This is a genomic window from Variovorax boronicumulans (genome assembly GCF_040544675.1).
GTDB classification, from domain to species: domain Bacteria; phylum Pseudomonadota; class Gammaproteobacteria; order Burkholderiales; family Burkholderiaceae_C; genus Variovorax; species Variovorax boronicumulans_D.
Window position 1 is genome coordinate 17,612 of the sequence record NZ_JBEPKK010000013.1, and the last position, 17,082, is coordinate 34,693.

The window sequence follows — 17,082 nt, forward strand, 5'->3', positions numbered from 1 at the left end:
GCGCGTTGATTGCTATCTAACCCGTTATGAACGCCATCGACATCCTCACCGGGCCCGCCATGAACATGCTTTACGACTCGGAGTCCTTCGTCGTCGTGCACGTGCAGTCGAATGAAGGCGACGAGCCCGCGAAGCCCAATGTGCCTGTGCTGGAGCGCCACGGCTTTGAAATCGTGGACAAACGCTCGGGCAAGGAGGTCTACCTCGACGGTTCCTGGGCCGAGCTGTTCCAGCAGCAAATTGCCGCCTGGCAGCTCAACACGCCCACGCAGGAAGAAGTCGAGGACACCCTCGAGGGTTACGCCGAGCTGGCCCACACGCCCGTGCTGGTGCACTGAGCCCACCGGCCTCCGCCCGCCAAAAGCGCCCGCCGGGCGCTTTTTTCATGGGCGCGCGGTCTTGCGCAGGTAGACCCACCGGAACATCGGCCCGACCAGCAACAGCACCGCCACCAGCCGGCACACCTGGAACGCGGTGACCACCGGCACCCCGAGCTGCAGCACCTTCGCCGTGATCGCCATCTCGGCGATGCCGCCCGGCGAGGTGCTCAGCAGCATCGTGGCCGGATGCAGACCGGTCGCCCGGGCCAGCAGCCAGGCCACCCCGCCGCACAGCACCAGCATGGCGCAGGTGCCCAGCGCCACCGAACCCAGCCAGCGCGGCGCCGTGTGCAGGAACTCCCGGCTGAAGCGCACGCCCAGGCTCACCGCGATCACCAGCTGGGCGGCGTTCGACATCCAGGCCGGCACCGCCGACAGCGACTGCCCCGCGATGGTGAAACCCATCGCCACAAGCAACGGGCCGATGAACCACGGGTTGGCGCGGCCCAGCGCCCACATCGCCAGCCCGCCGGCCGCCGTGGCCAGCGCCAGCAGCGCGAGCCCGCCCAGGTTCACTTCTCGCACGCCCGGCGGGTTGATCTCCAGGCCGTGCAGCCCGCTCCATTGCATCGCGAAGGGGATGGTGATCGTCACCACCACCAGCCGCAGGCTGTGCGCGGCGGCGACAAGGTCGGTGCGCGCGCCGGCCGATTCGGCCAGCAGCGTCATCTCCGAGGCGCCGCCGATGGCACCTGCGAAGTAAGTCGTGGCTCTCATGGATTTCGCCGGCACATGGGGCATGCGCGCGGCGTGCAACCCGTGCAGCCAGCGTCCGAACCCCCATCCCAGCAGCAGCGCCCACGCGATGGCCAGCGCAATCGCCCACCAGACGCCAGCCACCAGCGACACCACCTGCGGCGTGAAATAAAGCCCCAGCGCGGCACCGATGGTCCACTGCCCTGCGTTGCGCAGCGGCGTGGAACTGGCGGTGGGCGCCCCTGCCATGGACGCCAGCGACACCGCCAGCAGCGGTCCGATCATCCAGGGCAGCGGCGTGCGCAGGGCGAGACAGGCGCCCGCCGCGGCGAGCGCCAGCAGCAGCGTGGCGAGCACGCGAACGAGAAAACGGGGATGCACGGACGGAAGACGGGCAGAAAAAAGCGGAAATGGATGGCACGGTGCCGGGGCAGCGCCGGCATAGTATGGCCCGATGCTCTTCCAACGCCGACCCGCACGGGCTCCCCTTTTCCTCTTCCCGCTGCTCGCCGCCGCCATGCTTACGGCCTGCTCGCTGCTGCCACCGGGCGCCGATGCGCCGGTTGCGCGCCGCGTCTCCGCCCTGCTGCCGGTCGACGCGTTGCTGCTCGGCGAGCAGCACGATGCCCCCGAGCACCACGCGATCGAGCGCGAGACCGTCGAGGCCCTGGTCGCGAATGGACGACTGGCCGCGCTGGCCCTCGAAATGGCCGAGGAAGGCCGCAGCACCGCTCATGTCGCGGCCACCGCGAGCGAAGCCCAGGTGCAGGCGGCCCTCGGCTGGAACGACAAGGCCTGGCCCTGGGCAAGCTACGGCCCCGCCGTGATGGCCGCCGTGCGCGCCGGCGTGCCGGTGGTCGGCGCCAACCTGCCGCGCGCCCGCATGAAGGACGCCATGGCCGACGTGTCGCTGGACGTGCAGCTCAACGGCGAGGCCTACACCGCCCAGCAGGACGCCGTGCGCGAAGGCCACTGCAAGCTGCTGCCCGAGTCGCAGATCATTCCGATGACGCGCATCCAGGTGGGCCGCGACCGCGCCATGGCGCAGGCCATCGTCAAGGCAAGGCAGCCGGGCAAGACCGTGCTGCTCATCGCCGGCGCCGGACACACGGTGCGCACCCTGGGCGTGCCGCAGCACCTGCCGGACGACATCAAGGTGGCCTCGGTGCGACTGCTCGCTTCATCGACGAACGACGCGGTGCCCGGCGAATACGACCGCACCTGGCAGACCCCGCCGCTGCCCGAGAAGGACTATTGCGCCCAGCTCCGGCGCCCCACCAAGGCGCCGGCCGCCTCCTGAGACACCGGGCAGCAAGCGCGCGCAGCAGGCACCGCAGGCTCAGGGCGCCGCCGCCTCAGGCGTTCTTCTTGATCGAATCCGCCAGCGTGTTCACCAGCGTGTCGATGTGCGACTTCTCCACGATGTACGGCGGCGCGATCACCAGCACGTCGCCCGCGGCACGCACCAGCGCGCCCTTGTGGAAGCAGTCCAGGAAGATGTCGTAGGCGCGCTTGCCCGGCAGGCCCGCGATCGGCGCGAGCTCCACCGCTGCCGCCAGGCCCAGGCTGCGGATGCTGACGACGTTCGGCAAACCCTTGAAGGTGCTGTGGAAGGCATCGCCCAGCACCTTGCCCATCTCGCCGGCGCGCGCGAACAGGTTTTCTTCCTTGAAGAGATCGAGCGTCGCGATGGCCGCGGCGCAGGCCACCGGGTGGCCCGAGTAGGTGTAGCCATGGAAGAACTCGACCACGTGCTCGGGCGCGTCGGTCTTCATCATCGCGTCGTAGAGCTTGTCGCGGCAGATCACGCCGCCCAGCGGAATCACGCCGTTGGTCACGCACTTGGCGAAGTTCAGCATGTCGGGCACCACGCCGAAATAGTCCGATGCGAAGTTGGTGCCCATGCGGCCGAAGCCGGTGATGACCTCGTCGAAGATCAGGAGGATGCCGTGCTTGTCGCAGATCTCGCGCAGGCGCTTCAGGTAGCCCTTGGGCGGCAGGTACCAGCCAGCCGAACCGGCCACAGGCTCCACGATGATCGCGGCCACGTTGCTCGGATCGTGCAGCGGCAGGATGCGCGTCTCCAGCTCCACCAGCGGGTCTTCGGCCCACACCGGCTCCTCGTTGTGGATGTAGGCGTGGTTCACCGGATCGTGGATGAAGCGCATGTGGTCCACGCGCGGCAGAAAGGCCGAGCCGAACACCTTGCGGTTGCCCGGAATGCCGCCCACCGACATGCCGCCGAAGCCCACGCCGTGGTAGCCCTTCTCGCGGCCGATGAACACGTTGCGGTGACCCTCGCCGCGTGCGCGGTGATAGGCCAGCGCCACCTTCATCGAGGTGTCGGCCGCCTCGCTGCCCGAATTGCAGAACAGCACCTTGTTGAGGTCGCCGGGCGCCAGCGAGGCGATCATCTCGGCGGCCTTGAAGGCCTTGTCGTTGCTGACCTGGAAGGCGGTGGCGTAGTCGAGCGTGTCCAGCTGCTTCTTGATCGCTTCGTTGATGGGCTTCCTGTTGTGGCCCGCGCCCACGCACCAGAGGGAAGAGATGCCGTCGATCACCTTCCTGCCGTCGTGCGTGGTGAACGCCATGCCATCGGCCGCCACGAAGACGCGCGGATCTTTCTGGAAATGGCGGTTGGGGGTGAAAGGCAACCACTGGTTGCCCATGTTGAAGTCCTGGTAAGCCATGTCTCGCTCCTGCTGTGGTGTGTGCGGGGGATACGGGGGGAGGAAAATCGCGATTCTGGCACCCCTGCGACAATTCCGCCCCTCATGACGACCCAAACGCCCCCCTCGGCCGCCCGGCCCGCCTACATCCTGAACCTCTCGTGCCCCGACCGCACGGGCATCGTGCACGCCGTCTCGGGCTTCCTGCTCGAACGCGGCGCCAACATCGAAGAGGCCGCCCAATACAACGACCACGGCACCGGTCTGTTCTTCATGCGGGTGCGCTTCGCCTGCGGCGAGCACAGCGAAGCCGCGTTGCGCGACGAGCTGAAGGCCTTCGCCACCGGCTTCGGCATGAACCTGCAGCTGCACGCCGCCGCCGAGCCGATGAAGACGGTGATCCTGGTGAGCAAGGAAGGCCACTGCCTCAACGACCTGCTGTTCCGCTGGAAGAGCGGCCTGCTGGCCATCGACGTGCGCGCGATCGTCTCGAACCACCGCGACTTCTACCAGCTGGCCGCCAGCTACAACGTGCCCTTCCACCACATCCCGGTGACGGCCGCGACCAAGGCGCAGGCCGAGGCGAAGCAACTGGAAATCATCGAGGCCGAAGGCGCCGAGCTCGTGGTGCTCGCGCGCTACATGCAGATCCTGAGCAACGACCTGTGCCGCAACCTGGCCGGCCGCGCCATCAACATCCACCACTCGTTCCTGCCCAGCTTCAAGGGCGCCAAGCCCTACTACCAGGCGCACGACCGCGGCGTGAAGCTGATCGGCGCCACCGCCCACTACGTGACCGCCGACCTCGACGAAGGCCCGATCATCGAGCAGGACGTGGCCCGCGCCGACCACACCGACACCGTCGAAGACCTCACGGCCCGCGGCCGCGACACCGAGAGCCAGGTGCTGGCCCGCGCGGTGAAGTGGCACAGCGAGCATCGCGTGCTGCTCAACGGGCATCGCACGGTCGTCTTCCGCTGAAAAAAAAGCCCCCGCCATTGCGGGCGGAGGCTCGGCCCGGCATCGCCGCCGGGCGCTCAGCCGGTTAGTTGCGGTACGGGTTGTTCGGATTGCGGTCGCGGCGGTTCGGCACGCCGTCGCCGTCGCGGTCCCAGCGGCCGCGGTTGTATTCCCAGCGGCCGTTGTTCTCACGCCATTGCGGGGCGCGGTACGCATAGCCCGGACGTGCGCGCACGAACTCGCCGCGAACCCACACGTGGCGGCCGCGCTTCCATTCGTAGTGACCCGGCGCCCACACATAGCCGCGGCGCGGCGGCGGCACGCGCTCCGCACGCGGCGGCGGCGGTGCGACCTGGATGACCAGCGGCTGCGCCTGCGCGGTCGTGGGAACGGTCATGGCGGCGCCCATCGACAGAAAGGTGGCGGCGCCGATGGAAAGGGAAATTGCGAGTTTTTTCATGGGGGTCTCCTCATGAGTGGTTGGAGACTTCATCCTGATCGGCGCTTGTGAAGCCCCTGTAAGCCTTACGCGAAATCTTGTGTAAAGCTGTATCGCTGCTTTTTCGCCGCTTTTCCGCGGTTTCATCGCTGGCTTGAAAGCCCCGCGCCCGGCTCACTCCTTCAATTCCTTCAGATCGATGGCCGCCGCCATCGCCGCATGGCCGGCCTTGTTGGGGTGCAGGTGATCGCCGTTGTGCAGGCGCGGATCCAGCGCCTGCGGGTCCGCGGGGTCGCGCAGGGCCGCGTCGAAATCGATCACGCCGTCCACGTCCTGCCGGCTGCGAATCCAGCGGTTGACCGCGCTGCGCATCGCCTCGTTGCCCTCGTTCCAGTACGGCGTGCCCTTGAACGGCGGCACCGTGCCGATCAGCACCTTGATGCCCTTGGCGCGCGCCTGCTTCACCAGTTGATGCAGGCCGTCGGTGATGCGCTCGGCGGTGGGCGCATCGCGCGGCGTGTCCGGATTGCCGGGCGCGCCGATGAACGCGCGGCGGCCGATGTCGTTGGTGCCCAGCAGCACCAGGGTGTGCGTCACGCCGCTCTGCCCCAGCGCATCGCGCGCAAAACGCGAGAGCCCGTTCGGCCCGATGCCGTCCAGCAGCAGCCGGTTGCCCCCGATGCCCGCATTGAGCACCGCCACCCCGTGCTGCGCCTGCGGGCCGTCGCGCAGGCGCGTGGCCAGCATGTCGGGGTATGCGCCGTCGCCGGCCTCGCCGGCACCCGCGGTGATGGAGTCGCCGAACGCGACCACCATGCGCACGGACCTGGTGGTCAGCACGTCCAGGCCCGTCACGATGTGGTTCTGCGCAAGCGGCATGGCGCCCGGCAGCTTCGCCGCAGCCACCGCATTGCCGGGTGCGGCCCAGCTGGTGTCGATGTTCAGCAGGTGCACCGTGGCGTAGGGAGTCGCGCGGTCGAAGAACGCGCTGACCGCCACCGTCTGCCCCGCCTCTACAGCCAGATCGACACCGTCGCTCCAGGCTTCGGCGCCGGGCGCGATGGTGAGGCTGCCGCGCCCGCCGAAACGAAGCACGCGCAAGCTCGCGGGAGAGATCGCATCGGCCCCGGTGCTGCGCGCCACGCTCGCGGCTGCAATGCGCAATGGCGCCTTGCCGAAGCGGTTCGAAAAACGGATGCGGATGCGCTCGCCGCCGATGCTGGGCGCCAGTTGCTGGCGCAGCGTCTGCCCGCGGAACTGATCGCCACCGGGCGCGGGCTTGTGTGCCACGGCCGGGTTGGCCGCCAGCTCGCGAAAATCCAGCGGCGCGGCAGCCCAGCTGCCGACCCAGTGAGCCCGGGAGGGTTGGCGCGGGTGTGGGTCGGGCGTCGCCGCCTGCACACCCAACGCCAGCACTGCCAATACCGTCGCCATCGCGAAATGGAAAGCTGACACCCGGTGCGCCAAGGCTGTCTGGCGAAAGTGGCAAAGCCAGCGGACAAGCAGTTTCATGCGTGCAAAGCAGCCCAGTGTACGGAGCCACCTTGCCCTCTGGCGCGGCGGGGTTTAGCGCCCCCTTACCAGGTGTCTACGTACGGCGAGGCAGGCGCCGGTGGCCGCGTGGCCGAGGCCAGCCCTCGTGCGAGCCAGGTCCGCGTTTCGGCGGGATCGATGACCGCATCGATCTCCAGCGTCTGCGCCATGTGGATTGCTTCGCCGTTCGCGTACTGCTGTGCCACGAGTTGCTTGAAGAGCGCATCGCGCTCAGTGCCTTCAGGCACCGCCGCGAGCTCCTTGCGAAAGCCCAGCCGCACCGCACCTTCGAGGCCCATCGCGCCGAACTCGCCCGTGGGCCACGCCACGGTGAACACCGGCGCATCGAAGCCGCCGGCCGTCATCGCCTGCGCGCCGAGGCCGTAGCCCTTGCGCAGCACCACCGCGAAGAAGGGCACGCGCAGGTGCGAGGCCACCATGAACATGCGGCACACATGGCGCACCTGCGCCTGCGCCTCGATCTCGGGGCCGACCATGAAGCCGGGCGTATCGCACAACGACACGATGGGCAGCCCGTGCGCATTGCACAGTTGCATGAAGCGCGCGGACTTGTCGGCGGCCTCCACGTCGATGGCCCCGCCCAGGTGATGCGGGTTGTTGGCCAGGAGGCCGACGGGCTTGCCCTCGATGCGCGCGAGCGCGGTGACGATACCCGCGCCGAAGCCCGCGCGCAGCTCGAGCAGCGAGCCGGTGTCGGCCACGCCGCGCATCGCGGCGCGCACGTCGTACACGCGCAGTCGGTTTTCGGGCACCACGTGGCGCAGCGTGCGCGGGTCGGCGCACTGCCAGTCGGCGGTCGCCCCCTGGAAGTAGGAGAGGTATTGCTTTGCTGCGGCGACGGCGGCGGCTTCGTCTTCCACCAGGATGTCGATCACGCCGTTGCGCGACTGCACGCTGCTCGGTCCGATCTGCTCGGGCGCGAAGGTGCCGAGCCCGCCGCCTTCGATCATCGCGGGCCCGCTCATGCCGATGTTGCTGCCGCGCGTGGCGATGATCACGTCCGCGCAACCCAAGAGCGCCGCATTGCCCGCGAAGCAGCGGCCGTGCACGATGCCCACCACCGGCACCTTGCCCGAGAGCGCGGCGAACTGGCTGAAGGTGTGGTTGTTCAGGCCCGCGACGATGGGCATGTCGGTATCGCCCGGCCGCCCGCCGCCGCCTTCGGCGAACAGCACCACCGGCAGCTTCAGCTGGTGCGCCACCGCCAGCAGCCGGTCGGTCTTGTGGTGGTTGCGCATGCCCTGCGTGCCGGCCAGCACCGTGTAGTCGTAGGCCAACACGGCGCAGCGCGATTTCTCGGGGCCGAACTGCTTGGCGTTGATGCTGCCCAAGCCCGTCACCATGCCGTCGGCCGGCGTGTTGGCGATCAGGTCTTCGAGCGTGCGGCGGCGCGTTTGCGCGGCGATGGCGAGCGCGCCGTATTCGATGAAGTTGCCGGGATCGGCCGCCGTGTCGCACAGGTCCGCGATGTTCTCGCGCGCGGTGCGGCCGCCTTGTGCATGGCGCTTGTCGACGGCGGGCTTGCGGTTGGCGTCGAGCGTGGGTGCGTGGCGGTCGATGACCTTCTGCAGGTCGGGGCGGATCGCGTCGAGGTCATGCTCGGTGCGCGCTTCGGCTTCGACGGCTTGCGCATCGACCGCTTCCAGCCGTACCAGCGACTGGCCTTCGACGAGGTAGTCGCCGGGCTCGGCGAGCAGTGCGACCACGCGGCCCGCAAAAGGCGCATGCAACAGGTGCTCCATCTTCATGGCTTCGAGCACGCCGAGTTGTGCGCCGGCGGGGAGCACGTCGCCCACGGCCACTTCGAACTGCACCAGCTTCGCGGGCATTGGGGCTTTGACGGTGAGGTCGTCTGCTTCATCGCCTGCGGAGGTCAGAGCCTCTGCAGCGACAGGAGCGATCTGCTTCGCATGCTTTTCAAGCGATGCCGCAGCCGCCAGCAGATCGCCCAGATGCGCCTCGACGAAGCGCGTGTGCACCGCCTGCGTCGCGAACTCGGGCCGCGAGGCGATGGCGCGCAGCAGCGAGAGGTTGGTCGCGATGCCGTCGATGCGGCACTCGTCCAGCGCGCGCAGCGAGCGGCGCAGCGCATCGCCGAAGTTCGATGAAGGCGAATGCACGATCAGCTTGGCCAGCAGCGTGTCGTAGTGCGGCGATGGCGCGAGGCCCGCGTAGCCATGCGTATCGACGCGCACGCCGGGTCCGCTCGGCAGGTCGAAGCGCGCGAGCGTGCCGCCCGATGGCCGCGCGTTGCCCTGTGCATCGAGCGTCTCGGCATTGATGCGCCACTGCACCGCAAAGCCGCGCTGCGGTGCAGTGCGATCGGCCTCCACGCCCAATTCGCTCAGTGACTGCCCTGCCGCCACCGCGATCTGCAGCTGCACCAGGTCGAGCCCGGTGACGGCCTCGGTCACCGCGTGCTCGACCTGCAGCCGCGGATTCGCCTCGATGAAGACGAAGGGCAGCGTGGCCGATGCCGCATCGACAAGGAATTCGAAAGTGCCGAGCCCGCGATAGCCGACCGTCTTTGCCATGCGCAGCGCCGCCTGCGTGACTTGCGCCCGCAACGCTTCCGGCAGCGAAGGGCTGGGCGCGATCTCCACCAGCTTTTGAAAGCGCCGCTGCAAGGTGCACTCGCGCTCGCCGAGGCTCGCCACCGCCTGCCCGTCGCCCAGCACCTGCACCTCGATGTGCCGCGCATTACGCATCAACCGCTCGACATAAACGCCCTCGATGCCGAAGGCGGCCTTGGCCTCGGACATGCAGCGCGCGTGCGCTTCGGGCAGTTCCTCGGCATTCAGCACCGCGCGCATGCCGCGCCCGCCGCCGCCGCCGATGGCCTTGACCATCACGCCCGCGCCCTGCGCATGCTGCTCGGCGAAGAAGGCCTGCGCCTCTGCGAGCGTCACCGCGCCGGCGCTGCCGGGCATCACGGGCACATCGCATTGCGTGGCCAGCTCCCGTGCGCGCGCCTTGTCGCCGAAGAGGCCCAGCTGCTCGGGCGTCGGCCCGATGAAGACCAGGCCCGCATCCGCACAGGCCTGCGCGAAATCCGCACGCTCGCTCAGGAAGCCATAGCCGGGATGCACCGCATCGCAGCCCTTCGCCTTCGCGACGGCGATCAGCGCGGCAACGTCGAGGTACGCGGAGGGCCCGGTCGCATCGAGCGCGACCGTCACATCGGCCAGTTGCACATGAAGCGCGGACGCATCGTCACGCGCATGCACCGCCACGCTGGCAATGCCCAGGTCGCGCAGGGCGCGCACCAGGCGAACGGCGATCTCGCCGCGGTTGGCAATCAGAACTTTGGAGAACACGCAAAAACCTTTCAGGCCTTGTCTTTGAGCAACCGGCGCAGCACCTTGCCCGCGCCGGTGGTCGGCAACGCATCGATGAAGCTCACGGCGCGCGGCGCCTTGTAGCTGGCCATGTTGTCGCGCGACCAGGCGATGAGCGCGTCGGCATCGAGCTCGACATTCGGCTTGCGCACGATGAAGGCCTTCACGACTTCGCCCTTCTCGGCATCGGGCTGCGCGATCACTGCGGCCTGCGCCACGGCGGGATGCTTGATGAGAATGGTCTCGACCTCTTCCGGGAACACGCTGTAGCCCGAGACCTTGATCATTTCCTTGAAGCGGCCGATGAAGGTGAGGTACCCGTCGGCGTCGAGCTTGCCCATGTCGCCGGTATGCACCCACCCGTTGCGCAGCGTTGCGGCGGTGGCTTCGGGCTTGTTCCAGTAGCCCTTGAAGGAGCCCGGGCTGGTGAGCACGATCTCGCCCACCTCGCCGGTGGCCATGTCGGCGCCCGTGTCGGCGTCGACGATGCGGATCGTCACGCCCGGCACCGCAATGCCCTGCGTGCCCCAGCGCGGCGCATGGTGCGGCGTGTAGGTGTCGCAGGTGTGGGTCTCGCTCAGGCCGTAGGCCGCCTCGAACGATGTGCAGTTGCCGGCATGCGAGCGCCACTGGGCCGCCAGCGGCTCGGTGAAGGCGATGCCGAAGCTGGTCACCGGGTTCATCCGGAGGCTGGACAGATCGAAGCTTGCGATGTCGGGCACCTGCATGCAGGCCACGTTCATCGGCGCGATGCTGTACCACCAGCTGACCCTGTAGGTGGCGATGGCTTGCAGCACAGCCTTGGGGTCGAAGCGGTGCAACAGTACCGAGGTGGCGCCGCTGAGCACCGGCACGTTCACGCCCATCAGCATGCCGGCGATGTGATACAGCGGCGCAATGGACAGCAGCACGTCGCGCGGCCCCACGCCGTTGCAGTCGGCCGCGGCGCGCGTCTTGAAGAGCGCGTTGCCGTAGCTCAGCATCGCGCCCTTGGGCAGGCCCGTGGTGCCCGAGGTGTAGGTCATGAGCGCCACGTCGTCCATGTCGATGGCCACGGGCGCCGGCACGGCGCCGGATTTCATCACCGCGAGAAAGTCTTCGCAGTCCGCCGGCACGCTGCGTTCGGCCTTCTGCTCCGCGGCGAGCTCGGCCGGCAGGTCCAGCGATGCCGGTGCAGGCAGCAGGTCGGCGTAGTGCACGACGAACACGTGCGCGAGCGCGCTCCCGGGCTGCACCTTGCGCACCACCGGCAGCAGCGGCGCGGCCGCGACGATCACGCGCGCCTTCAGGTCGTTGACCTGGTAGGCCAGCTCGTGCTCCTTGTTGAGCGGTCCGCTCGGGCAGACGATGGCGCCGATCTTCTGGATGCCGAAGTGCGCGACCAGGTACTGCGGGCAATTGTTGAGAAACAGCACCACCGGCTCGCCCTTCGCAACGCCGACGGCCTGCAGGCGCGCCGCGAAAGCATCGCTCGCGCGGTCGAGTTCGGACCAGCTCATGGCCTGCCCGTACCAGATGCAGGCGGCGCTGTCGCCGCGCTCGCGCGCATGGGTGCGCAGGTAGTCGTGCAGCGGCTTCAGCGGGCGGTCGGGCAATGTCTCCATGGCGTCTCTTTCTCAGGGTTATCGATAGCCGCCTGCACCGGGCAGGCGCTTGCCAATAGTGCATCGTGCACGAACAATCCTACCCATGGGTATAACTTCCGCGACACGGCACAAACCCTCTGGGGCCGACAGGCAACCGACGGCCACCACGGCGCAGCCGCACCTGCCGCAGGGCACGGGACGCCAGCGCGCCGCGACGCAGAGCACCGACGCGCAGCGCGAGCGCATCCTGCAGGCGGCCGCGCAACTCTTCGCCGCGCAGGGCTACGCCAACACCACCATGGCGCAGATCGTTCGCGCGCTGGGCGTGACCAAGCCCTTCGTGTACTACTACTTCCGCGACAAGCAGGAGATCTTCGAAACGCTCTCGTGGCGCCCCGCCGTCGACTGCTTCACCGCGCTGGACTTCGCCGAGGGCGATCCGCGCCGCGCAAGCGAGAAGGTGCTCGAAGGCATCGAGCGGCTGATCCGCGCGACCATCGTGCATCACCCCTGCGCCTTCTTTCCGTACCGCGAGCCGCAGGTGTACCGGCCCGAGTACATCGCGGCGCAGAAGAAGCTCGCGCACCACTTCTACGACCTGCTGTGCCCGCTGCTCGAAGAGGCGCGGCGCGACGGCGACCTGGACTTTGCCGAGACCAAGATCACCGCGCTGGCGGCCTGCAGCCTGCCGGGCTTCCTGTACAGCTGGTACCGCCCCGGCGGTCGGCTCTCGCCCGACGAGGTGGTGGCCGAGCTCACGAAGCTCGCGAGCCGCGTGATCGGCCTGCGCGCCAAAGACTGACGAACAAAAAACCCTCCGGAGACAACCCATGAAGTTCAAGCACGCGCCCCTGGCGCCGATCGCGCTCGCATCCCTGCTGGCCCTTGCGGGTGCCGCACACGCGCAGCAGCCGACCTACAAGATCGCCTACATCGATCCACTTTCCGGCCCCTTCGCGAATGTCGGCGAGTTGATGCTGATGCACACGCAGTACGCCATCGAGGACATCAACGCCAAGGGCGGCGTGCTCGGCGGCACCAAGCTTCAGCTGCTGCAGTTCGACAGCAAGCTCTCGGCGCAAGAGAGCCAGAGCGCGCTGCAGGCGGCCATCGACCAGGGCGCGAAGGCCATCGTCACCGGCGGCTCGGGTTCGTCGGTGGTCGCGGCGCTGGTGCAATCGGTCACGCGCTGGAACCAGCGCAACCCGGGCAAGGAGTTGATCGTGCTGAATCACTCCTCCATCGACCCCGAGATGACAGGCAAGAACTGCAGCTTCTGGCACTTCCAGACCGAGGCCAACACCGCGATGAAGATGAAGGCGCTGGCCAACTACATCAAGAAGACGCCCGACGTGAAGAAGGTCTACCTTCTCAATCAGGACTACGCGCACGGCAAGCAGTGGGCGAGCTACGGCCGGCAGATGGTGGGCCTTGCGCGGCCCGATGTGCAGTTCGTGGGCGAGGCGCTGCACCCCATCGGCCGCGTGAAGGACTTCGCGCCCTACATTGCCAACATCCGCCAGAGCGGCGCCGACTCGGTCATCACCGGCAACTGGGGGCAGGACATGACGCTGCTGCTCAAGGCCGCGGGCGATGCGGGCTACAACCTGCGCTACTTCAACCACAGCGCGGGCTCGGTGCCCGGCACGGTCACCGCGGTGTCGCAAGCGAAGACGGGGCAGTTGACCTGGGTGGCTGAATGGCATCCGGGCCAGGCCGATACGCCGAAGGCCGACGCACTCGCCAAGGCCTACAAGGCCAAGACCGGCAAGGACTTCCTTGCGCCGCGCATCGACATGACGCCGCGCCTGCTGGCGCTGGCCATCAACAAGGCCGGCAGCGATGACACCGTGAAGGTGGCCCGCGCGCTCGAAGACCTGAGCTTCGATTCGGTGGTGGGCCCGGTGCGCATGCGTGCCGAAGACCATCAGCTGCTGCTGCCTCAGGTGGTGAACACCATCGCGCCGGTGGACGGCAAGGCGGTCAAGGTGGGCTGGGAAGGCACGAACTATGGTTTTCGCACCGATGCGGCGTACACCGGCAACGAGCTGGCGCAGGGGACCGAGTGCAAGATGGTTCGGCCCTGACCGGGCGCGAAGGTCGATGACGGCCACAGACAATTTCTAGGGGAAACCCCGTCCTGCCTGCCCCCTGTGCCGTCCGGATACTCCGGGTGGCACCTCACGGATTTCCGAAGCGGGTCCATTCCAAAAGGCACAACACCCCATGGCAGGCAAAAACTCGCTCTATCCGATCCCGCATCCCGCGAAGAAACCCTTCGTCGGCAACCTGCTGTCGATCGGCTCCGACTCCCCCGTGCTCGACATGTGGAAGATCGCGCAGGACCTGGGCGGCATCTACTGGCTCGACATGCCGGGCATGCCGGTCATCGTGGTGTCGTCGCCCGCGCTGGTGGACGAACTCTGCGAGGAAGCGCGCTTCGACAAGAGCACGCGCGGCGCATTGCGACGGCTGCGCGCCGCATCGCACGGCCTCTTCACCTCCGACACGCACGAGGAGACCTGGTCCAAGCCGCACAACATCCTGCTGGCCAACTTCAGCCAGCGCGCGATGCAGGCCTATCACCCGATGATGCTGGACATCGCGGGCCAGCTGGTCACCAAGTGGGAGCGGCTGAACTTCGACGAAGAGGTGGACGTGGTGCGCGACATGACCGCGCTCACGCTGGACACCATCGGCCTGTGCGGCTTCGGCTACCGCTTCAATTCGTTCTACCGCGAGGGCTTCCATCCTTTTGTCGATGCGATGGTGCGCACGCTGGAGACGGTGCAGAACCGCCGGGGCCTGCCGCTCGAGGAACTGATGCTGAAGAAGGAACTGACGCAGCAGCGCAAGGACATCCGCTTCATGCACAAGATGGTGGAAGACATCATCGAGGAGCGGCGCGCGAGCGGTGCCGACATCGCCACCAAGCCCGACCTGCTGAGCTACATGATCGCGGGCGTGGACAAGAAGAGCGGCGAGCAGCTCACCGACAAGATGATCCGCGACGAGTGCATCGAATTCCTCATCGCAGGGCATGAAACCACCAGCGGCCTGCTGTCGTTCGCGATCTACTTTCTGCTCAACAGCCCCGAGGCCATGGCCAAGGCGCAGGCCGAGGTCGACAGCGTATTCGGCGGCGACACCTCGCAGAAGCCCACCTATGCGCAGGTCAACCGCCTGCAGTACGTGATGCAGGTGCTCAAGGAGGCGCTGCGCCTGTATCCGACCGCGCCGGCCATCGCGATGCGCGCCAAGGAAGACACGACCATCGGCGGCCAGTACACGATCAAGAAGAAGAACATGGTCATCATGCATGCGCTTGCGCTGCATCGCGACAAGGGCGTGTGGGGCGAGGACGCCGATCAGTTCAACCCCGACCACTTCAGCCGCGAAGCCGAGCGCGAACGGCCGGTGAATGCCTTCAAGCCCTTCGGCAACGGGCAGCGCGCCTGCATCGGGCGGCAGTTTGCGCTGCAGGAGGCAGTGCTCACACTGGGCATGATCCTGCAGCGCTTCAACCTGGTCGATCACACGGGCTACAAGCTCAAGATCAAGGAAGCGCTGACGATCAAGCCGGAGAACTTCAAGATCAAGGCGCTCTTGCGCGACCCGGTTTCGCGACCGCGCGGCAACGGCGAAGCGAACGCCACGCCGGACGCACCCGCCAAACCCACCGCACGCAAGCCCCAGGCGGCGCGCCACGGCACCTCATTGCTGGTGCTGCAGGGCTCCAACCTCGGCACCGCCGAAGACCTCGCGCGCCAACTGGCCGAGGCGGGCGAGCTGCGCGGCTTTTCCACGCAGGTGGCCTCGCTCGACGACTACGCCGAGCGTCTGCCGGCCAACGGCGCGGTGGCCATCGTCTGCGCGTCTTACAACGGCGTGGCGCCCGACAACGCGGCCGAATTCCATCGCTGGCTCGACAAGGCCGACGACGCGCTCAACGGCGTGCGCTTCAGCGTGTTCGGCTGCGGCAACACCGACTGGGCCGCCACCTACCAGGCCGTGCCGCGCCGCATCGACGAGCGGCTCGAAACCCTGGGCGCTACCCGCGTGCATCCGCGCGGCGAAGGCGATGCGCGCGAGGACATGGACGGCGCCTTCCAGGACTGGAGCGATGCGCTCTGGCCGACGCTGGTGAAGGCCTTCGACATCAAGGCCGGCGCCGACACGCCCGCCGAGGCCGAGCCGCTCTACACGCTCGAAGAGCTGCCGCCGCCGCAGAAAAATGCGCTGGTCGATGCGCTGGGCGCCGTCGCATTGCGCGTCGTCGAGAACCGCGAACTGCAAAGTCCCGGCAGCGAAAGCGAAGGCAGCCGCTCCACGCGCCATGTGGAGCTGATGCTGCCCGAGGGCCTGAACTACGTGCCCGGCGACCACCTGAGCGTGGTGCCGCGCAACAGCCCGGCGCAGGTCGAGCGTGCGATGGCGCGCTTCGGCTTCGAGCGCGCGGCGCATGTGCGCCTTTCGGCCGTGCCGGGCCGCAAGGCCGCGCTGCCGGTGGAGCAGGTGATCGCGGTGGACCGGCTGCTGGGCGACTACGTCGAGCTGCAGGACGTGGCCACGCGCAAGCAGATCGCCACGCTCGCGGCGTACACCGAATGCCCGTTCACCAAGCCGAAGCTGGTGGCGCTGTCGGGCAGCGACGAAGCCTCGCAGGCCGCCTACAAGGCCGAGGTGCTGCACAAGCGCAAGTCGCTGCTCGAACTGCTCGAAGAACACCGCGCCTGCCAGGTGCCGTTCGCAGTTTTCCTGGAAATGCTGTCGCCGCTGTCGCCGCGCTACTACTCGATCTCCTCGTCGCCCTCGATGACGCCGGGCCGCTGCAGCGTCACCGTGGGCGTGGTGAGCGCGCCGGCGCTGTCGGGCAACGGCACCTTCGAGGGGGTGTGTTCCAACTACCTGGCGCGCGCCGAGGCGGGCGACACGGTGCACGGCGTGATCCGCGAGACCACGGCCGAGGGCTTCCGACTGCCGGAGGACGTGAAGCGCCCGCTGATCATGATCGGCCCCGGCACCGGCTTGGCGCCGTTCCGCGGCTTCCTGCAGGAGCGTGCGGCGCAGGTCGAGCGCGGCGGGGCCTTGGGCGACGCCATGCTGTTCTTCGGCTGCCGCCACCCCGAGCAGGACTTCATCTATGCCGAGGAGCTGCAGGCCTGGTCGCACCGCGGCCTGATGAAGCTGCACACCGCGTTCTCGCGTTCGGGCGAGCGCAAGGTCTATGTGCAGGACCTGATCCGCGAGCAGGCCGCGGCCGTTTGGAAGCTGCTGGAAGCCGGCGCGGTGGTCTACGTGTGCGGCGACGGCTCGCGCATGGAGCCCGACGTGCGGCGCACGCTGACCGACATCGCACGCGAGCACGGCCACGACAGCACCGCGTGGATGGACAAGATGATTGCCGACCAGCGCTATGTGCTGGACGTGTGGGCCGGCAGCTGACCACGCCAGAGAAAG

General features: G+C 68.0%; 12 protein-coding genes. 6 read left to right on the top strand and 6 right to left on the bottom strand.

Going from position 1 to position 17,082, the window contains the following annotated elements; translation table 11 throughout:
* Nucleotides 1-26: 26 nt before the first annotated feature.
* Complete coding sequence (locus ABIC90_RS20830; RefSeq protein ID WP_354357429.1) at nucleotides 27-338, top strand: BTH_I0359 family protein; 312 nt, start codon at nucleotides 27-29, stop codon at nucleotides 336-338.
* 45 nt (nucleotides 339-383) lie between these two features.
* Here the strand turns inward: ABIC90_RS20830 and ABIC90_RS20835 are convergent, their stop codons facing one another.
* Nucleotides 384-1,457, bottom strand: a complete 1,074-nt coding sequence (locus tag ABIC90_RS20835) for an AbrB family transcriptional regulator (RefSeq protein WP_354357431.1) — start codon at nucleotides 1,455-1,457, stop codon at nucleotides 384-386.
* Between the two features lie 136 nt (nucleotides 1,458-1,593).
* Between ABIC90_RS20835 and ABIC90_RS20840 the strand changes: the two genes are divergently transcribed.
* Nucleotides 1,594-2,376 (top strand): ChaN family lipoprotein, encoded by a 783-nt coding sequence (locus ABIC90_RS20840; protein ID WP_354357433.1) that lies wholly within the window; start codon nucleotides 1,594-1,596, stop codon nucleotides 2,374-2,376.
* A gap of 55 nt (nucleotides 2,377-2,431) precedes the next feature.
* On the opposite strand, the gene ABIC90_RS20845 is transcribed toward ABIC90_RS20840, so the two are convergent.
* Nucleotides 2,432-3,766, bottom strand: a complete 1,335-nt coding sequence (locus tag ABIC90_RS20845) for an aminotransferase class III-fold pyridoxal phosphate-dependent enzyme (protein WP_354357435.1) — start codon at nucleotides 3,764-3,766, stop codon at nucleotides 2,432-2,434.
* A gap of 84 nt (nucleotides 3,767-3,850) precedes the next feature.
* Here ABIC90_RS20845 and purU point away from each other — a divergent pair, with 84 nt between their 5' ends.
* The gene (gene purU / locus ABIC90_RS20850; RefSeq protein ID WP_354357437.1) at nucleotides 3,851-4,726 is read left to right on the top strand and encodes a formyltetrahydrofolate deformylase; all 876 of its coding nucleotides are present in this window, start codon (nucleotides 3,851-3,853) and stop codon (nucleotides 4,724-4,726) included.
* A 64-nt stretch (nucleotides 4,727-4,790) separates the two neighbouring features.
* Here purU and ABIC90_RS20855 read toward each other — a convergent pair whose 3' ends face one another.
* From ABIC90_RS20855 to ABIC90_RS20870, 4 genes are all read right to left on the bottom strand, one after another.
* Entirely contained in the window at nucleotides 4,791-5,165 is a 375-nt protein-coding gene (locus tag ABIC90_RS20855) for a YXWGXW repeat-containing protein (protein ID WP_354357439.1), read from the bottom strand.
* A 153-nt stretch (nucleotides 5,166-5,318) separates the two neighbouring features.
* Complete coding sequence (locus tag ABIC90_RS20860; RefSeq protein WP_354357441.1) at nucleotides 5,319-6,656, bottom strand: GDSL-type esterase/lipase family protein; 1,338 nt, start codon at nucleotides 6,654-6,656, stop codon at nucleotides 5,319-5,321.
* 65 nt (nucleotides 6,657-6,721) lie between these two features.
* Nucleotides 6,722-10,015: a carboxyl transferase domain-containing protein gene (locus ABIC90_RS20865; RefSeq protein WP_354357443.1), complete on the bottom strand. Its 3,294-nt coding sequence runs from the start codon at nucleotides 10,013-10,015 to the stop codon at nucleotides 6,722-6,724.
* 11 nt (nucleotides 10,016-10,026) lie between these two features.
* Nucleotides 10,027-11,640 carry an AMP-binding protein gene (locus ABIC90_RS20870; RefSeq protein ID WP_354357445.1) on the bottom strand — a complete coding sequence of 538 codons (1,614 nt, stop codon included), beginning with the start codon at nucleotides 11,638-11,640 and terminating at the stop codon, nucleotides 10,027-10,029.
* Between the two features lie 85 nt (nucleotides 11,641-11,725).
* Between ABIC90_RS20870 and ABIC90_RS20875 the strand changes: the two genes are divergently transcribed.
* From ABIC90_RS20875 to ABIC90_RS20885, 3 genes are all read left to right on the top strand, one after another.
* Nucleotides 11,726-12,424, top strand: a complete 699-nt coding sequence (locus tag ABIC90_RS20875) for a TetR/AcrR family transcriptional regulator (protein ID WP_354357447.1) — start codon at nucleotides 11,726-11,728, stop codon at nucleotides 12,422-12,424.
* Between the two features lie 28 nt (nucleotides 12,425-12,452).
* Nucleotides 12,453-13,709: a branched-chain amino acid ABC transporter substrate-binding protein gene (locus tag ABIC90_RS20880; RefSeq protein ID WP_354357449.1), complete on the top strand. Its 1,257-nt coding sequence runs from the start codon at nucleotides 12,453-12,455 to the stop codon at nucleotides 13,707-13,709.
* A gap of 139 nt (nucleotides 13,710-13,848) precedes the next feature.
* Complete coding sequence (locus ABIC90_RS20885) at nucleotides 13,849-17,067, top strand: bifunctional cytochrome P450/NADPH--P450 reductase (RefSeq protein WP_354357451.1); 3,219 nt, start codon at nucleotides 13,849-13,851, stop codon at nucleotides 17,065-17,067.
* Nucleotides 17,068-17,082 lie beyond the last annotated feature (15 nt).

Coding starts and splice junctions, on each gene's coding strand:
- ABIC90_RS20830 (WP_354357429.1), top strand. CDS start 27: ATGAACGCCATCGACATCCTCACCGGGCCCGCCATGAACATGCTTTAC.
- ABIC90_RS20840 (WP_354357433.1), top strand. CDS start 1,594: ATGCTTACGGCCTGCTCGCTGCTGCCACCGGGCGCCGATGCGCCGGTT.
- ABIC90_RS20845 (WP_354357435.1), bottom strand. CDS start 3,766: ATGGCTTACCAGGACTTCAACATGGGCAACCAGTGGTTGCCTTTCACC.
- purU (WP_354357437.1), top strand. CDS start 3,851: ATGACGACCCAAACGCCCCCCTCGGCCGCCCGGCCCGCCTACATCCTG.
- ABIC90_RS20855 (WP_354357439.1), bottom strand. CDS start 5,165: ATGAAAAAACTCGCAATTTCCCTTTCCATCGGCGCCGCCACCTTTCTG.
- ABIC90_RS20860 (WP_354357441.1), bottom strand. CDS start 6,656: ATGAAACTGCTTGTCCGCTGGCTTTGCCACTTTCGCCAGACAGCCTTG.
- ABIC90_RS20870 (WP_354357445.1), bottom strand. CDS start 11,640: ATGGAGACATTGCCCGACCGCCCGCTGAAGCCGCTGCACGACTACCTG.
- ABIC90_RS20875 (WP_354357447.1), top strand. CDS start 11,726: ATGGGTATAACTTCCGCGACACGGCACAAACCCTCTGGGGCCGACAGG.
- ABIC90_RS20880 (WP_354357449.1), top strand. CDS start 12,453: ATGAAGTTCAAGCACGCGCCCCTGGCGCCGATCGCGCTCGCATCCCTG.
- ABIC90_RS20885 (WP_354357451.1), top strand. CDS start 13,849: ATGGCAGGCAAAAACTCGCTCTATCCGATCCCGCATCCCGCGAAGAAA.